The sequence below is a fragment of the Pelagimonas sp. genome (genome assembly GCF_050633425.1).
Classification (GTDB): Bacteria; Pseudomonadota; Alphaproteobacteria; order Rhodobacterales; family Rhodobacteraceae; genus Pelagimonas.
Window position 1 is genome coordinate 112,546 of sequence record NZ_JBOEGM010000004.1, and the last position, 17,015, is coordinate 129,560.

Genomic DNA, 17,015 nt, shown 5'->3' on the forward strand with positions numbered 1-17,015 from the left:
AGCGTCAAGAAACGCTGGGCAAAAGCCCACTCGCAAGGGCATCCCAGACACGTTTTATCCGCGGGGTTGAGCGCACAGCTTCGTGCGCCGCAAGCCAGAGCGGCAGATGAGGCAATGGGAATTCAGGAATCAAGCGCTCGACCTCGGGATGAGCGTCGCCAATACAGACCTGCGCAAAGCCAATGCCACAGCCCGCACGCACCAATTCCCAATAGGCGGCGTGGTGATCGCAACGGGTGGTAAACCAATCGCGTTGGGCTGCGACCCCAGTATCCCGCATCCCGCGCAGAATGTCGTCATTTTGATCATAGCCGACCAAATCAAACTGAAACAAATCGTCAAATCCGCTGGGCCGCCCAACACGGTCAAGAAAGCTCGTAGCGGCGTAAATCCCCAGTTCGAGATTCCCTAAATGGCGGGTGATGATATCCAATTGCGTGGGTTCATACATGCGAACGGCAATATCTGCCTCGCGGTACAGAAGGTTTTCGCTCCGGTCCGAGGCGACAAGATCAATGGTGATTTCCGGCTCCTCTGCCCGCAATTGCGCAAGAATCGGTGGAAGTTGGTACTGAGCCGTAAATACACTGGCCGTGATACGAACCGGCCCGCTAAGTTTTTGGGAATGCCCGGCGGCAGTCAGGCTCAGCGCGCGCAGCCCATCCGCCATAATCCGCGCATGAGGCAGCAGAGCCGAACCCGTATCAGTCAGAGATAACCCTCTGGGTTGCCTAGAAAAAAGCGAGACGTCGAGATCCCCTTCGATCTGTCGGATTTGACGGCCCACGGTTGGCTGAGAGACACCCAATTGCTGTGCCGCCCTGGAAAGCGAGCCTGTTTCGGCGACCGCTAGAAAGGATTGAATCAAAGACCAATCAAGTTTTGAGAGTGCTGCATCCATTCATCCATGAATACATGACGTGCAAATTTTGGCAATTCCCCTTTTATTTTGAATAGGTACTTTTGGGAGCATCAGAAGGATAATGAGGGCTACCATGACCAGAACAGCTTTGATTTTAGGGGCCAATGGCCGTTTTGGGCGAAACGCTGCAGAGGCGTTTTGGAATGCCGGTTGGCGCGTCCAGCTGTTTGATCGCTCGTCCGGTGATCTGATGCTTGCGGCGGCGGGTATGGACGTTATCGTAAATGCGTGGAACCCGCCCTACACCGAATGGGCCTCCCGGATGCCTGATCTGACACAGCAGGTCATAGATGCTGCAAAGTCGAACAACGCCACAGTGGTTTTACCCGGCAATCTATATGTTTTTGGGCCCTCTTCCCCGGCGGTTTTGGGCGCACACACGCCCCATGCGGCGACCAACCCCTTGGGCCTAGTGCGCCGGGACATGGAGGAGGCGTACAAATCGTCCGGCGTCAAAACCATACTTCTGAGAGCAGGCGATTTCTTGGACACAGAGGCGTCAGGAAACTGGTTCGACAAAATCATGGCACCCAGCCTCAAAAAGGGCGTTTTGACCTATCCCGGTAAAACCGACGTGCCGCATGCTTGGGCCTATCTGCCTGACATGGCGCGCGCGGCCGTGGCGCTTTGTGACAAACGCGCTGAGCTTTCTGATTTTGCCGACATACCCTTTCCCGGATACACGTTGACCGCCCAAGATCTTGCACAGCATTGCGCCAAGACGCTGGACCGTGACGTGAAGGTTCGAAAAATGACATGGCTCCCCATACAGGTTGCCAAGATCGTTTGGCCAATGGCCAAGCATCTGTTGGAAATGCGGTATTTGTGGAAGATGCCCCATCGTATGGATGGCGGTCTTTTTAATTCTCTGTTGCCAGACTTTACCCCAACACCGCCAGAGACAGCCCTGCGCCATGCACTTGCGCCGTTTAATGCAACTCCAAATCCACCCAAACGAGGCGGTGAGGCCCTGCATTCGGCTCCGGCGGCATAACACCCGCATCGGTTACAGACAAAGATCGATCCGGTAGCACATAGGATACCCGCATCTCGCCGACGCGCTCCCATTTCACGGTCGGCGCATTTGGCAGAGGGTCTTGCAGCCTAGGATGCCCCAAGACATGTTTGGCGGCCGCGCGAAGGCCATCCCCACGTGCCGGGTCGAGATTAAAGTTCCCCAAAATGACAACCGGGTCCTTATAGACCTCAGGTTTGGCATCCAGTTCATGGGCCCATAACAACACTTCGTCGCGGTTGCGCCGACCATTGCGATCTTCTGGCCCGTCAAAAACAGGTGGCGTCGCCGCGAGTGTCATCAAAGTGATTGGCCCAGAACCCAAAGCAGCGGATACCGCCCAATGCGCGGTGGAAGACAGCCGCTGTTCGTCCCCGACCGGATCATCCTTGGCAATCAAACTGTCCGGGGTATCCCGCCAAAGCAGTTCGGTTTTTGTGTCCAATAAAACAAGCGGGTAGCGAGACAAAATCGCCTGCCCGCCTTGGCCCGTATAATACCCAAACCCTTGTGCATCCCGAGGGCCGCCCCTGCGCCCATCACCGTCAACATCAACCCCTGTGGGCATGCCCGTATTCGGTTTGAGCGCAAACAAGTGGTTTAACGTCAGCCCCTTGCTTGCCAAGCGCGTTTTTAGCGCCGCGAGCGCCACATGTTCCGCGTCGTAATCGAAATTTGTGAGCAATAGGACGTCAGGCTTGGCGTCCAGAATGGTGGCAATGCCGGGAACGGGTTTTTCACCCAACAAATCGCGCAACATCAGGCCTGGGCCCTTGCGGCTGAAATCACCATGCCACGTTGCAATGCGTGCTGGTTCAGCAAAGGCTGCAGCGGCGACCAACAGATAGCTGGCCAGCAGGATCAGGCCACTTGCAAATCTGCTTGGGCGTAAGCGCGTCTGCGCTTTTCTTCGATCAGGTCGGCGATGCGCATCAAAGCCACCCCCCGCATGATCAAGCTTATTGGCAAAAATGCCCATGCGCTCATTGTCCAGATCAACGTTTGTGGATCGGTCAACGATAATGAAACCGCGAAAACCGAAGCGGTTTTCAACACCGCCGGGATCAGGAATGGCAGAAGAAAGCCTAAGGCGACGTTAACATGGCTGTCCCTCTTTAACCTTCTTAGGACATCGCCACCGGCCGTAGGGTCAAAAAGTGGCAAATTTACCCAGAAATTAAAGGCACCATGGCTAAGCGGCCAATCCATCAATCGCACCAGAACGACAAACACCATCAGCATAAACAGCGAGATCAGATAGGAAAAACCGGCATGCATGCGCACTTGGTCAAGTTCAGGGGGCGTCGCAGCATCAGGCGCCAGTAGAACCATCAAACGCACAGGCGAAAATGGAAAATCCATGGCATTTCCGACGGCAGACCCAATCATTGTCAACGTCTCAACGGCCGGTGTCGGCGCGACTTCCCCGCGGGAAATCAGCGTCAATAGCAGTACAGTCGCGAACAACGCTAGGAACCGGATGCGGTTAAACGGTGGCGCGTTGCGAAATTCGATCAAGCTTGGATATTCGGAACTGTATTCGACAAAGACCAACAGTGCCGCCACGAGGGACAACAACACGACCATTTGGATCGTGTCGGCCGATGTGCCGGGCAACAAAATTGCAGGCATCGAGAAAACCGATGCCACGAGAGTCGCCCGAACGGCTGCGCCGAACATACGTTTGATCACTTAATCTGCCCTTTCAGTCCGGACGAAAACGATACGATGCCGTCTTCTTGTTCCATCCCGATGCCGCCATTTATGGCGAACTGCCTCATTGTTGCCTTAGTTTTGCCCCAGTTCGGATTCGGCGACAACCTGCCGATCCCCAAGTCGCGATTTTTGCAGTCAATTCATCACATGACTGGTGCGGGAATACATCAACTTGGTGCCCGAACATCAACCGAAGAGCACATCTAGCGGTTGGTCGCCCGACGACCACTAAGGCACAATGCCAGCTAAAAATTTAAGATGTGTGAACGGCTTATGAAACTGACCAAGATCAACGTCACCTGCTGTGGCGCCATTTAGAAATGCATCACAATTCAAAAGCTCGAAAGATGATAAATGGCCAAGTTCCAAGCGACCCTCATGCATGGCAACCGAGAAGCGGTAGGCGAATATAGTTTTGAAGGCCCAATAGATTTGATGTCGCAACCGCCTGAACAGGTCATGCAGACGTTTATGGCTGCGATGGATAAAATCGCGCATCTTGGGCATATTGATTATGCCCTTGAAAGTGTTGAGAAAATGCATGACGGCACCGTTGTCAGCGCCGTCGGAACCATGACTTTGCACGGCACCCCCGAAGGGTTTCGCTGTTTGGTGAAATCCGCATAGAAAAAGCCCGGCGCTTTTTCAGGGCCGGGCTTTGTCGTGTGTCTCTAGGGCATTAGACCCAAGGGCGCGCCTGAGAGGCTTTTTCTTCGAACGCATCGATTGAGCTGACTTTCTCAAGCGACAGACCAATGTCATCCAGCCCGTTCAACAAACAATGCTTTTTGAAGGCATCCACCTCAAAAGCAATGCTTTCGCCATCCGACGTGGTAACGGTCTGCGCCTCAAGATCGACAGTCATACGGGCGTTTTGCCCCTTTTCCGCGTCCTTCATCAGCAGATCAATCTGCTCTTGCGGCAGAACAATCGGCAAGATGCCATTCTTGAAGCAGTTGTTGAAAAAGATGTCGGCAAAGGAGGTCGAGATCACACATTTGATGCCGAAATCCTTGATCGCCCACGGCGCATGTTCACGCGACGACCCACAGCCAAAGTTATCGCCAGCCACCAAAATCTCGGTCTCACGATATTGCGGTTTGTTGAGCACGAAATCAGCAATCTCTGTGCCGTCACGGTTGTAGCGCATCTCGTCAAACAGGTTCACACCAAAACCCGAACGCTGGATCGATTTCAAGAACACCTTGGGAATGATCATATCAGTGTCGATATTAACAAGCGGCATCGGGGCCGCGACGCCTGTGATTGTTTCGAACTTATCCATTACATCATCTCCCGAACGTCGGTGAGTTTGCCGGTCAGTGCAGCGGCGGCTGCCATTCCGGGCGATACAAGATGGGTGCGGCCTTTGTAGCCCTGACGCCCTTCAAAGTTACGGTTTGAGGTTGCGGCACAACGCTCACCCTCAGACAGCTGATCAGGGTTCATCGCCAGACACATGGAACAGCCTGCAAGGCGCCATTCAAAGCCAGCTTCACGGAAGATATCAGCAAGGCCTTCTTCTTCGGCCTGCGCCCGAACCAATCCAGAACCCGGCACGATCATCGCCCGCATGCCTTCTTTGATTTTCTTGCCTTTGACCACTTCGGCCACAGCGCGGAAATCTTCGATACGGCCATTGGTGCAGGATCCGATAAACACGGTGTCGATCTCAATGTCGGTCAGTTTCTGGCCGGGTGTCAGGCCCATATATTCGATCGAACGGCGTGCGGCTTCGACCTTGCCACCCTCGAAATCTTCGGGGTTGGGGACAACACCAGTGATGGGCAGAACGTCTTCGGGCGATGTGCCCCAGGTCACAACCGGCTGAATGTCTTCACCTTTGAGCGTGACAACCTTGTCGAAATGCGCGCCTTCGTCGGTGAACAGGGTCTTCCACCATGCCAACGCAGCCTCGTATTGCGCGCCCTTGGGGGCGTGCGGACGGCCTTGAACATAGGCGTATGTCTTCTCATCCGGTGCAATCAAACCTGCACGGGCGCCACCTTCGATGGCCATGTTGCAGACGGTCATACGACCTTCCATCGACAGATCGCGGATCGCTTCGCCACAATATTCGATAACATAGCCAGTACCGCCAGCGGTGCCGGTTTCGCCGATCACGGCCAGCGTGATGTCCTTGGCGGTCACACCCGGCATCAACTTGCCAGTGATCTCAACCTTCATATTAAGCGATTTCTTCTGGATAAGCGTCTGCGTCGCCAGAACATGCTCAACCTCAGACGTGCCGATCCCGTGTGCCAAAGCGCCAAAAGCGCCATGTGTCGCGGTGTGGCTGTCGCCGCAAACAACGGTCATGCCGGGTAGTGTCCACCCCTGTTCCGGGCCAACAATATGCACGATCCCCTGACGCACATCTGTCACCGGATAATAGTGAATGCCGAACTCTTTGGCATTTGTATCCAGCGCAGCCACCTGCACGCGGCTGTCTTCGGTCATGGTTGCCGGGTCTTCCCGACCTTCGGTTGTCGGAACGTTGTGATCCGGAACCGCGATGGTTTTGTCAGGCGCGCGCACCGTGCGCCCCGCCATACGCAGACCTTCGAAAGCTTGCGGCGAGGTCACTTCGTGAACGAGGTGACGGTCAATATAAAGCAGGCTGGTGCCATCGTCGTCTTCATGTACGACATGGGCATCCCAGATTTTATCATAGAGCGTTTTGGGGGACATGCGGTCCTCTCCCGTGTTGTTTGCTAATGGATTGGCTGTCTCGGGAAGGCGTTTTCACGCCGCACGATTATAGTCGGGCCAGCACAGTAAATGTGGCACCGTAAAAACGTTCACGAAGGCGCGCGCGGTCGCCGAAGTCGAAAAGCGGAAACATGTGACGCGTGTAACTGGCGCAGCAGTCGAAATCAAGTGAGTCGCCATTCTCGCGCCCGCAAGGCAGAAAGATCCAATCGGCGCGATACCCAGCTCAATTTTTGATCAGTCTTCCAACCCGAGAGACCGTCGCGCGGGACAATTATGATCAAAAGTACAATTCAAATGAATCAATTTGTTGATTTCAGGCATTTTTATACGCAAGCTGCGCCAAATTTCGGTTTTTTGCGCTTTTGTCGCATTGAACAAGAGCTGCAAAATCCCTTGATAGGGTCTTTGCAGTAAACTGGGACCCCGTTGGGTGCCTTGTCGAATTAGGGTAAGTGAACGATGCAAAGCGGCTTAAACATTTTGAACCTTGGCCTCATGGCGGTGCTTTTGGTGGCCGCAATGTCAGTTCATGCACGCGGCCTGTCGCCCGCTCAACCAAATGCTGGCTTGGACATTCCATCTATATCGTTTTCGGATTTGAATTAAGTTCTTAACACTAAAGTAAGCACTATTGCAGCATGCTGCCGGCATGTCTCGATTTGACCAAAAACACTCCTCGGACAACTGGCGTGATGTCGCCCGGCGTCCCTATCAGCCCGACCCAGGTCCGCAAGTTCCCCAGCGTGGTAATCCGTCACGATCCAAGACCTCAATTTGGCGAGGGCTTCTTCACTTTTTTGGTGCCAAAAAGGGCACGAATTCAGCTCAGATTGGCAATGCCTTGAACCGTGACAAATACGGTGGTTCTCGCTAACCGCATTTTTTGGTGTTTATGAACACACCTGCCCGATAAGCATCTGCGGCTCAGCATTGGTAAAGTTCGGAATATCCGCCAATACCGGTCCGGACACAGACAATGCCGCGTCCATACCCGCCTGATCGGCAAAGGTCATTGTGGCGATTGCATGATATCCCGGCGCGAGATCGGGGCCCCCTGCCAGCCCTTTGGTCACCAAAGTCTCATTAATATGGGCCCCCATATGCTCCGCGACCAAGGCCATGTGGGTCGAAAGGTAGTATTCATAATCAAAACTTGAACCATCTGACGTCGGATACAGCACCTGAAGTGAAACGCTCATAGTATCTTCCTCTCTAAATGAAATCACAGCCTAGCCGAGTTCGGCCGCGGAACCTACAACCATTGTCACTGGCGTTGTGACGGGACGTAGCGGCTGACATGCCGCGTCGCAGCACCCATAGTCTGTCCAAACCTGTGAGGAGGACAGACATGAGCGATGAAATCGTCATCCTAAGCGGTGTGCGTACCGCGATCGGCACCTTTGGTGGGAGCCTAGCCGGAACACCCCCGATCGACCTGGGCACAACCGTCGCCAAAGCCGCTCTTGAGCGGGCAGGCGTCGAAGGTGGTCAAATTGGGCAGACCATTTTTGGCCATATCATCAACACGGAACCCCGTGACATGTACCTGTCTCGCGTCGCAGCAATGCAGGCCGGCGTGCCCGATGTTGTGCCCGCGATGAACGTCAACCGCCTGTGCGGGTCGGGCGTTCAGGCGATTATTTCCGGCGCGCAATCATTGATGCTCGGCGATGCGGAATTCGCCCTTGTGGGCGGGGCCGAAAACATGTCGCGCAGCCCCTATATCGTGCAAAGCCAACGCTGGGGCGCGAAAATGGGGGATATCAAAACGCTTGATATGATGCTCGGCGCGCTAAACTGCCCCTTTGGGACCGGCCATATGGGGGTGACTGCGGAAAACGTCGCGGCAGAACATGACATCTCGCGCGATGATCAAGACGCCTTCGCATTGGAGAGCCAGAACCGCGCGGCGGCTGCGATTGACGCGGGTCATTTCAAGGACCAGATTGTTCCCGTCGAGGTGAAACGCAAACGCGAGATGGTCGCTTTTGACACGGACGAACACCCAAAGGCCACAACATTGGAGACGCTGCGCGGTCTGCGCACTGTTTTCCAAAAGGACGGGACCGTCACGGCGGGCAATGCCTCGGGCATCAATGACGGTGCCGCCGCACTCGTTTTGGCCCGCGCCAGCGCCGCAGAGGCCGCAGGCCTGAAACCTCGGGCGCGGATCATCGGTTATGCACATGCCGGTGTGCGCCCCGACGTCATGGGCATTGGCCCTATCCCGGCGGTTGAAAACCTGCTCAAACGCACCGGGCTGACCGCCTCAGACTTTGATCTGATTGAATCGAACGAGGCGTTTGCCAGCCAGGCCTTGGCTGTGAACAAAGGCCTCGGGCTTGATCCTGCCAAAGTGAACCCCAATGGCGGGGCCATCGCCCTGGGCCATCCCGTCGGCGCAACCGGAGCCATCATCACGGTCAAAGCTCTGTACGAACTCGAACGTATTGGCGGTTCAAAAGCCTTGATCACCATGTGTATTGGCGGCGGGCAAGGCATCGCATTGGCGATCGAACGTATCTAATCCTGTATGGGACGGAGGGTGGGGCGATGCTCGCCTGCGAGCAAGCGACACCCCCGTCCCTCACCCTTTGCGCGCCCTTGCCTGCCAGCAATTGTTGCTCGCGGAACGTATGTCGACAAAGGCAATGTGCGGCATGTTCAATCGCTCGGAAACGCTGTTTTCCAAATCGCTCTGCGCTACGATCGCCCCTGTGCCATACGAAATTCGCTCGTCCACAGTGTAACCTTTGATCAAATACTGCGGCGAGCGCATCAACACTGGTGGCAGCACGTCACTCTCAAACCGGTCACACGCCTCCGCACACAGGAAAATCGGGCCGGTCTCTGCATAGGGCTGCAAACTGCCAAAGGGCCGATGTGCCAGGATAAGCATTTCGTCACCGTCTGGCACAGTCTTCAAACAGTGCCGACACGGGTTTCCGGCCCCTTCTGAAATCACTCTTTCCGGTGCCAGATCATAGGCATCTGCGCCGCCAGCCTGATAGTGCCGCGCGACGTCCAGGCTTAGACCTCTATATAAAACCATCGCATATCTCCTTTGATCCAAGGAGTAGAACAGCTCCGCCAACCTCCGCGACCCGAAGCTTGCGCATTTAACGCAATTCGATTGACACCCGTCCCGCATTTCCCATCGCATCAATCACCGACAGCGTTGTAAAACCCACACCTGAAACCGGTGCCATAAATTCTGCCCTTTGCAAGTCGGTCGCCCGCAATGCCCCGTCGACGAGAAGTGAAAACGGCGGCACACCACCACTCAGTTTCACCGGAACCCCCGCGCCATCAATCGCCAATCGCGCGCCATCGGGTGGGAAGGTCAATTGCAACTCAGGGGCCTTTTCCCGCGGGCCAAACCTCTGCAAATTTGCGGGCAATTGTGCCCGGCTCACCAACAACGTTTCCGGCGGCGGCGGCGGCAAGGGCACAGGTTTGATCCGCGCCCGTTCCAACGCTTGAAACAAGACAGGCGCAGCGTCTGAGCCCCCAAACGCCCCCGGAACAGGTGTGCCATCGGGGCGACCAATCCAAACACCTGCAACAAACTGGCCATCCCAGCCCAGCGCCCAGGCATCGCGATGCCCATAAGATGTACCGGTTTTATAGGCCACACGGCCCGCAGGGCCAGCCGTTGGTGGCGGCGTTAACCCTGCCAAAACATTGCTGATTTGCCATGCCGAGGCTGCGGACATAATCCGCTGTGGCTCATACGTTTCTTGCCCTTTGTACCACTTCAGCGCGACCGCCTCTCCACCATGCGCCATCCCGGCATATAGCTGGACCATATCGTGCAATGTCACTCCAACGCCCCCAAGGCTCAGCGCCAATCCCGGCGCTCCTCCCTGTACATCAGCCTGAACTCCGGCCCGTGCCAAGGTCGCCATCAAATGCGCCGGTCCCAAGGCATCGGTCAGACGGATCACCGGAATGTTCAGTGACAGTTGCAACGCCTTGCGCACGGGCAATTCGCCGCGAAACACACCGTCAAAATTCTGCGGAGCGTAGCTGCCAAATTGAACCGGCGTGTCCAAGATCAATGTTTCAGGATGCGCCAATCCACGATCAAATGCCAACCCATAGACCAGGGGTTTCAACGTTGATCCCGGCGACCGAATGGCTCGGGTCATATCAACAAACCCCTGCCCCGCCGTATCCGCATATTGCGGTGACCCGACCGAGGCCAATATCTCTCCGGTTTGATGATCTGCCAAGACAATCGCCATCGACAGACGCTCATCTCGCCCATCCATATGCCCTGCCACAAGCGCTTCCAAACTGCGCTGCAAATCCGCGTTCAAAGTCAAATCATGCCGTCCGCCCCCCCGCGCCAGCGCCCGATCCGCCAAATGCGGGGCAAGCTGTGGCACAGGTTCACGGCCAATCGGGGCAGGATCATCCTGACCCGCCAATGCGGCCTCCATATCAATGACACCAGCGCGTTGCATACGCATCAACACCCGATCCCGCGCTATCTTGGCGGCGCGGTGGTGTCGGTCGGGACGGCGGCTTTCGGGGGCTTGTGGCAAAGCAACCAACAACGCGGCCTCGGCCGGGGTCAACCGTCGCGGCTCCTTACCGAGCCACGCCAATGACGCCGCCCTCAGCCCCTCAACATTGCCGCCATATGGGGCAATGCGCAGATATAAGGACAAGATGTCTTCTTTGCTCAGATGCCGTTCAAGCGCCAAGGCCAATCGCATTTGCCGCAGCTTACCGTCCCAGCGCCCGGTTGATCCATCTTCAAGCAACCTGGCGACCTGCATCGTCAGCGTCGACGCCCCCGACACCACGCGGCCATTCCAAACAGCCTGCCCAAAGGCGCGTGCTGTCGCCACAAGATCAACGCCCTGATGCTGATAGAACCGCTTATCTTCATAGGCGATCAGCATTTTGTAAAACAGCGGGTCCACCTGATCGGACGACAACGCCATCCGCCACAACCCATCGTCAATCATATAGGCGCGCAGCAACACCCCGTTGCGATCACGTATTTCGGGCGATGTGGCATGCACCAGAACCGGCAACTCAGTTGCGTCGACATAGGCATCAAACTGATCGCGCGCAAAACCGATGCTCCATAACACCACAACAAGGGCAAACATCCGTCGCATTAGGGCAAGATCACCACGCGACCAGAGTCTGTGTTCGCCCGGTAATCGGGGCGGTACATGTCTTCGACCAAGGCGGCCGGATGATGGAAGTCACCGGGGGAAACCGCCCGCAGGATATAGGCCAATTGGATGGGTTTGTTACCTGACTGATTGACCGCCGCCAAAAACCGATCTGACCGGAATTCGGAATGCTCGGCATAGGAAGGTTTTAGCCAATTCAGGGCACGCAGATCACCGGCCCGCAACAGGCTTGGATTGTCGATCTCAAACCCCGCTGGCAATGGGTCATTGATCATCAACCGGGCATTGGTTTTATCCGCTGGCCGCACCGTCAGCACCGCCACCAAACGATCCCCCGCCTGAATATCACCCTCAAGCTTTTCGCCATCCATAGTGTAATATTCACGCGTGATTCCATAGCCATAGCCTGTCGCTGCAACCGCGCCGTCAGGGATACCCAAGGTTGTCAGCGTGATATCCGTGGGCCGGTCCGACGTGTTGCGGATCTCGGTTGGATCCAATGTCGCCCCATCCACACGGCGCACAAATGGCCCCGACAAAGGGGCCCCATTCACGCTAAGGCCTGACACGGTCGGATCCTGAACCATTGCATGCGCGGCCAGCAAGGTCCAAGATTGCTCTTGGGTCGACAACGGGCGGTTCACGTCCGCAATACGCCCGGTCAATGCCTCGCGATCTACCGCATCACTGCGCGCCTCAACCGCCAGCGACAAAACCCCGGCCGCGTCACGTACTGAACTGCCGTAATCGGCGCGATAAATCCGGTCTTTGTTCCAAATCCGGTTCGGAACCAGACTTGCCGCGCTTGAAAACATCTGATCCGCGCGTTTTTGATCCCCATAGGCCGCCAAAGCCGCACCCAATTGTGCCCTCGCCAGCGGAGTTGCAAATGCGGTGGCCCGTTCGTCCGCATAATAGCGCAAGTCCCCCATCGCGGCCTCACCTTCGCGGGCCAAAACCATCAGCGCATAGGCAATGTCTTCGCCACCCTTATCGAAATCCGGCGCATAAGCGATACGATTGCGCAAATTGTCCAACGCGTTACGCCAAGCCAAAGCCGGAACCTCGTAGCCCGCATTTCGCGCCCGCCCAAGGAAGTCAGTGACATAAGCATCAAGCCAGAAATCACCCGAATAGGCCCCCCAAAGGCCAAAGGCCCCGTTTGGTGCCTGCCGTGTGAGCACCCGCGTTATGGATTGGTTGATCCGCAGTGCAATCCGGTCTGTATTGCCAAGACCCAATGGCTCGGCAATGGCGCTCATGTATAGCAAAGGCAACGCCTGCGACGTGACTTGTTCCGTACAGCCATACGGATAGCGATCCAGTGACGCCAACAGCCCCGGCGCATCAAACCGCGCCAAAGGTCCAGCGGAGACCAGCGCCGTCGAGCTTGCCAGTTGCAGCCCAGCAAACACCTCTTGGTCAAGCGTGAACGTCTGACCAGGGGCCAGTGACAACCGGCGGGTCGCCCCAATCGGCGGATCATTGGCACGCACACCCAAGGTGAGCGATTTGGTCAAAACCGCACCGTCGGGCATCGTCAATGCCACCTCAATCGCATGATCCCCGACCAAATCCGCGCGCAAGGGCACATCAAAGGCCAGCTTGCTGCCCTCTTCCAAACTCACCATTTCTGGCAAAACAGATGTGTCTAGGCCAACACCATTAGCGGTGACGCGCAGGGGCATCTCACCCGTTGGCCCTTTGACATGGGTGAGCTCAAGATGCATCCGCGATGTATCACCGGGAGACAGGAAGCGCGGAACAGACGCGCTCATGACAACCGGATCGCGCACCAGCACATCAGCTTCGGCCTGACCAACACCAACATCAGACCACGCCACCGCCATCAGCCGCACCGTGCCGTTAAAATCGGGCATATCGAAGGAGACTTCGGCGCGCCCTTGGGCATCGACGCTCACCAAACCGCTGAAATACGCCACCAACTCTTCGGTGGGGGGTGGGCTTTGCATCCGCATCCCGGCGGCATAGTCACCGCCAGACCGCACAGCGCCCATCGCGCCATTCATGCCGTCAATCAAGCGACCATATATATCCCGAATTTCAACACCCAACCGGCGTTGGCCAAAGTAATGGCCCGCTGGATCGGGCGACTGGAAACCGGTGAGGTTCAGGATACCCAAATCGACGGCTGCAACCGTGACATGGGCGGTCTCGCCTTCCTTGAGGCCTTTGATCTGTACCATCGCAGAAAGCGGTCCGCGCGGGGCCACCTCCGCAGGTACGTCAAACGCAACGTCGAGCTTGCGCGCCCCCGGATCGACGGCGGCATGGGCCAAACCCAAAGCGCGCGCGGGGTTTTGACCCGCCGCAACATCCATTGGACGGATCACCTGAGCGGTGACATAGACACCTGCCCCCCAATCTTCGGTTACAGGCAACTCAAGCGTGGTTTCACCTTCGCTTACATCAATGGCTTGCATCGAAATCACCCGGTCCGCCAAAACAGTGACCAAGGCCTTACCTGCATAGCGTGGGGCCATGCGCAAACGCGCCGTATCGCCGGGCTTATAGGCCGGTTTATCAAGCGACAATTCAAGCATGTCAGGCGTGTCAGTGGTATCGGCAGCGCCATACCACCCTGCATAGAAATCCATCGACGCTGCGACATAGGCACCATCGGTGCGCTCAACCACAACCTCATAATGCCCCCACTCCACATCGGCGCTGATACGAAGCGGCTCGTCCCCAAGCAGGCCGGTGCCACGCGCCACAGTTTTACGGGTGGTGATCGGTTCCCAATGCCAATTGCCGTATTGCTGATACCATTGGTATCGCGTGCGCACACGATTGACCTGCCATGACACATCCATCACCTGCGGTTCCAAATCGGGACCAAGCGCAATGACATCAAACTCCGCTGACACCCCTTCGGGCAGTTCGTCGTCAAAGCCAGGACGGATGCCAATCATCGGTGTGGCCGGTAAAACAGGGCGGGTGATGTCACGCTCAACCGGGCGGCCCGAGGCTTCGGACAAGCGCAGTGTTGCCCGCGCCATCATTGGGCGGCCTTTGGCATCAATATCCGGCAAAGGCAGATCAAGCACCGCCTTGCCCTGCGCATCCGTCACCAGATTGGCGGCAAAACTGTTGGTACGGACAATCCGGCCATCATCATGACGGCCAAACTGATACCGCGGGAAGGACTTGAGCGAGGTTTGGCTCGAAAATTGCAGTTCCCCTTCGATGGGCAGGTCGGCACCAACCGCACCAAACAGATACCGCGCCTCAACCCCAAGTTTGGGCGCGTCTAACGGATTAATTGGGCCATCGGGCAGCGCCAGATCAAAATCAATCCGCTCTGGTACAAAATCCTCAACCAAAACACTGGTGGTGGCGACAGCTTTGGCATCCGGGTCTGTATAAACCGCGATCTGCCATGTGCCGCGTGGGACCGACGGGGCCAAAGGCAGGGTGTAAACATGACCTCCCTCCTGCCCGCCATCGGAAATGTGGCGCGAATACTCAACCCCATCGGGGCGCGTCAGAACCGCGGTCAAAGGGAGATCTTCAAGGGCAGAAGCTTTGGCATCCCGCAAAAGCGTGGTCACATAAATGACTTCACCCGCACGGTAAGCCCCGCGATCTGTCGTCAAAAACGTATCGACAGGTCCGGCAGGGTCGCGTCCTTCGACACCACGATCAGACAGATCAAAAGCCGGATCGGTCAGCGACAAAAACGCCAGATCCTCGTCCCCACGTTTGGCCGTAACAAGAGCCGCCTTGGTGCCACCCTTGCCACGCAACAAACCCGGCCCAAATTGCGCAACGCCCTTGGCATCCGTCAGCACAGTCGCCAAAACCCGGTTTGCAGACGACATCAGCGAAATTTCCAGCCCTTCCAACGCACTTGCATCGCCAAGCCCACGGGCAAACACAGTGAGGCCGTCATTGCCCTGCAGGGTGGTCAAACCAATGTCCGAGAGCAAAAACCATTGCGTCGCACGGCCGTCTGAAAACTCTTCGCTGTTGGGAACGGAAGCCGTGAGCGCATAGACCCCGGCGGGCAAGTCACCCACAACATCCCCCATCGGCAGCCGGGTGGTGATATCGGTGTTCAGGCGGTTTTCAACCTCACCTTTGCCGCGCCATATCTCTTCTGCGATGTCGCGGCTAAAATGCTGTTCTTCCCATTTCGACAGGGGCTTACCAAAATAGCTGTCTTGAATCGCACGCAACAGGTTGCGATCAGACACCCGGCGCAAAACAAGGTCAACTTCGGCCAAATTGACCGTTTCAATCGGCAAACCTGCATCAGCTGAGCGCGGCAAGACATAGGCACGACCGGGAAATCCCACCTTTGGGTCGCGGTCACGCACGTAGGCGGTGATGTCAGTGTTGCGGATCAGCGTTTCACCGCTATCGGCGGGCAGGCCCGACCGGAACGTCACCGTATATCGGCCACCATGTTCCAAGCCCGAAACGCAAATTCGACGATCATCGACAGTCACAGCCATGCGCGGGTCGGGCAGGCGGACATAGGGCGCGTAATCAACCCCGGCTCGCACCAGCTTTTCCGAGAATTCAACGCAAATGCGCGGATCGGAGCTATCGGCCTCAACCAAATGTTCCTGAATGCGAAAACCGTATTTGCCAATGGCCGTATCCAGCAACTCTGTTACATCATCGCGCGATCCATAAAACTCAGCCAAACGAAGCGCTGGAATCATGTCGCGCCCACGGCCCATCTGTTCCAAGGCCGTCGCCATATCATACAGCGAATCCATCAACTCAGGCACCTCGGCCGCACGCAGATAGGCATTGATCGAAGCGAAATAGGCGCGTTGGCGATATTTACGCTGTTCTGACCCTTTGATTTGCTTGGCAAAACGCGCAGACAAACGCCCGTATCGAAGCCAGTCCTGAGCTTCGTCGGTTTGGGCGGTGACCGCTGCGGCCCAGTGGGTCGCATCGCGCAGATTGCCAGACTTGGCATTTTTATCTGCCGCATCAATCAAGGCCCGCGGGCTCCATTGGCCGCCCGCGTGACGCGCCCCCAACGCCGCCGCTTCGGTTCGGGCTCTCTCCAGATCTATGTCATTCAAGAAATCGAGATCCAATCGACGATCTGCGGCTCTGGTCTGAGCCTCGGGGGCCGTGTCTCGGACAAAGGCCGAGATCGCGCCGTCATAAGGCGCGCGATCCGACACCACCGATTTGGGGAAGCAGGAATTTGACCGAGAATTAAAGGTAAACGCCCGACACTCAGGGTTATCAAGGCAAAGCTTTTGGCAAGCTTCCAGCGAGGTATCGAACAGAGACTGCAAATCGGTTCCGACGAAATCCACATCGCGCGTCACAATAAGCCGTCTGTCTGGTATCGCAGAACTTTCGGTGTCTTGGGCAGAAACTGTGGGGGCAATTGCCAATCCAGCCAGCCCCAGCACGAAGGCCATCACAAAACGTCGCATGAAAATGCTCCTTTTCGGTCAATGCCTTTATGCTGCCATGCGTCCCGGATTCGAACAAG

Annotated in this window: 12 protein-coding genes; 3 read left to right on the plus strand and 9 right to left on the minus strand. The window is 56.5% G+C overall.

Annotated features, from left to right (window positions below; all coding sequences use genetic code 11):
* Positions 1 to 4 precede the first annotated feature (4 nt).
* Positions 5 to 901: a LysR family transcriptional regulator gene (locus ACRBB0_RS02490; RefSeq protein ID WP_431372815.1), complete on the minus strand. Its 897-nt coding sequence runs from the start codon at positions 899 to 901 to the stop codon at positions 5 to 7.
* A gap of 94 nt (positions 902 to 995) precedes the next feature.
* On the opposite strand from ACRBB0_RS02490, the gene ACRBB0_RS02495 reads away from it, so the two are divergent.
* On the plus strand, positions 996 to 1,916 hold the full coding sequence (locus ACRBB0_RS02495; RefSeq protein ID WP_431372816.1) for an epimerase: 921 nt from the start codon (positions 996 to 998) through the stop codon (positions 1,914 to 1,916).
* Here ACRBB0_RS02495 and ACRBB0_RS02500 read toward each other — a convergent pair.
* The gene (locus ACRBB0_RS02500; RefSeq protein WP_431372817.1) at positions 1,852 to 2,916 is read right to left on the minus strand and encodes an endonuclease/exonuclease/phosphatase family protein; all 1,065 of its coding nucleotides are present in this window, start codon (positions 2,914 to 2,916) and stop codon (positions 1,852 to 1,854) included. The genes ACRBB0_RS02495 and ACRBB0_RS02500 overlap by 65 nt on opposite strands.
* Positions 2,799 to 3,629, minus strand: a complete 831-nt coding sequence (locus ACRBB0_RS02505) for a hypothetical protein (protein ID WP_431372818.1) — start codon at positions 3,627 to 3,629, stop codon at positions 2,799 to 2,801. Before ACRBB0_RS02505 ends, ACRBB0_RS02500 begins: the two co-directional genes overlap by 118 nt.
* Before the next feature lie 378 nt (positions 3,630 to 4,007).
* Between ACRBB0_RS02505 and ACRBB0_RS02510 the strand changes: the two genes are divergently transcribed.
* Positions 4,008 to 4,280: a hypothetical protein gene (locus ACRBB0_RS02510; RefSeq protein WP_431372819.1), complete on the plus strand. Its 273-nt coding sequence runs from the start codon at positions 4,008 to 4,010 to the stop codon at positions 4,278 to 4,280.
* A 52-nt stretch (positions 4,281 to 4,332) separates the two neighbouring features.
* Here the strand turns inward: ACRBB0_RS02510 and leuD are convergent, their stop codons facing one another.
* From leuD to ACRBB0_RS02525, 3 genes are all read right to left on the minus strand, one after another.
* Positions 4,333 to 4,938 (minus strand): 3-isopropylmalate dehydratase small subunit, encoded by a 606-nt coding sequence (gene leuD / locus ACRBB0_RS02515; RefSeq protein WP_431372820.1) that lies wholly within the window; start codon positions 4,936 to 4,938, stop codon positions 4,333 to 4,335.
* Entirely contained in the window at positions 4,938 to 6,344 is a 1,407-nt protein-coding gene (gene leuC, locus ACRBB0_RS02520; protein WP_431372821.1) for a 3-isopropylmalate dehydratase large subunit, read from the minus strand. Before leuC ends, leuD begins: the two co-directional genes overlap by 1 nt.
* A 914-nt stretch (positions 6,345 to 7,258) precedes the next feature.
* Positions 7,259 to 7,567 (minus strand): EthD family reductase, encoded by a 309-nt coding sequence (locus ACRBB0_RS02525; protein WP_431372822.1) that lies wholly within the window; start codon positions 7,565 to 7,567, stop codon positions 7,259 to 7,261.
* 149 nt (positions 7,568 to 7,716) lie between these two features.
* Here ACRBB0_RS02525 and ACRBB0_RS02530 point away from each other — a divergent pair, with 149 nt between their 5' ends.
* A complete protein-coding gene (locus ACRBB0_RS02530) occupies positions 7,717 to 8,895 on the plus strand; it encodes an acetyl-CoA C-acyltransferase family protein (RefSeq protein WP_431372823.1) in 1,179 nt (392 codons plus the stop codon).
* Positions 8,896 to 8,955: 60 nt separating this feature from the next.
* Here ACRBB0_RS02530 and ACRBB0_RS02535 read toward each other — a convergent pair whose 3' ends face one another.
* From ACRBB0_RS02535 to ACRBB0_RS02545, 3 genes are all read right to left on the minus strand, one after another.
* A complete protein-coding gene (locus ACRBB0_RS02535; RefSeq protein ID WP_431372824.1) occupies positions 8,956 to 9,420 on the minus strand; it encodes a DUF1203 domain-containing protein in 465 nt (154 codons plus the stop codon).
* Between the two features lie 67 nt (positions 9,421 to 9,487).
* Positions 9,488 to 11,503 (minus strand): penicillin-binding protein 1C, encoded by a 2,016-nt coding sequence (gene pbpC, locus ACRBB0_RS02540; RefSeq protein WP_431372825.1) that lies wholly within the window; start codon positions 11,501 to 11,503, stop codon positions 9,488 to 9,490.
* Positions 11,503 to 16,956 carry an alpha-2-macroglobulin family protein gene (locus tag ACRBB0_RS02545; protein WP_431372826.1) on the minus strand — a complete coding sequence of 1,818 codons (5,454 nt, stop codon included), beginning with the start codon at positions 16,954 to 16,956 and terminating at the stop codon, positions 11,503 to 11,505. Before ACRBB0_RS02545 ends, pbpC begins: the two co-directional genes overlap by 1 nt.
* Positions 16,957 to 17,015 lie beyond the last annotated feature (59 nt).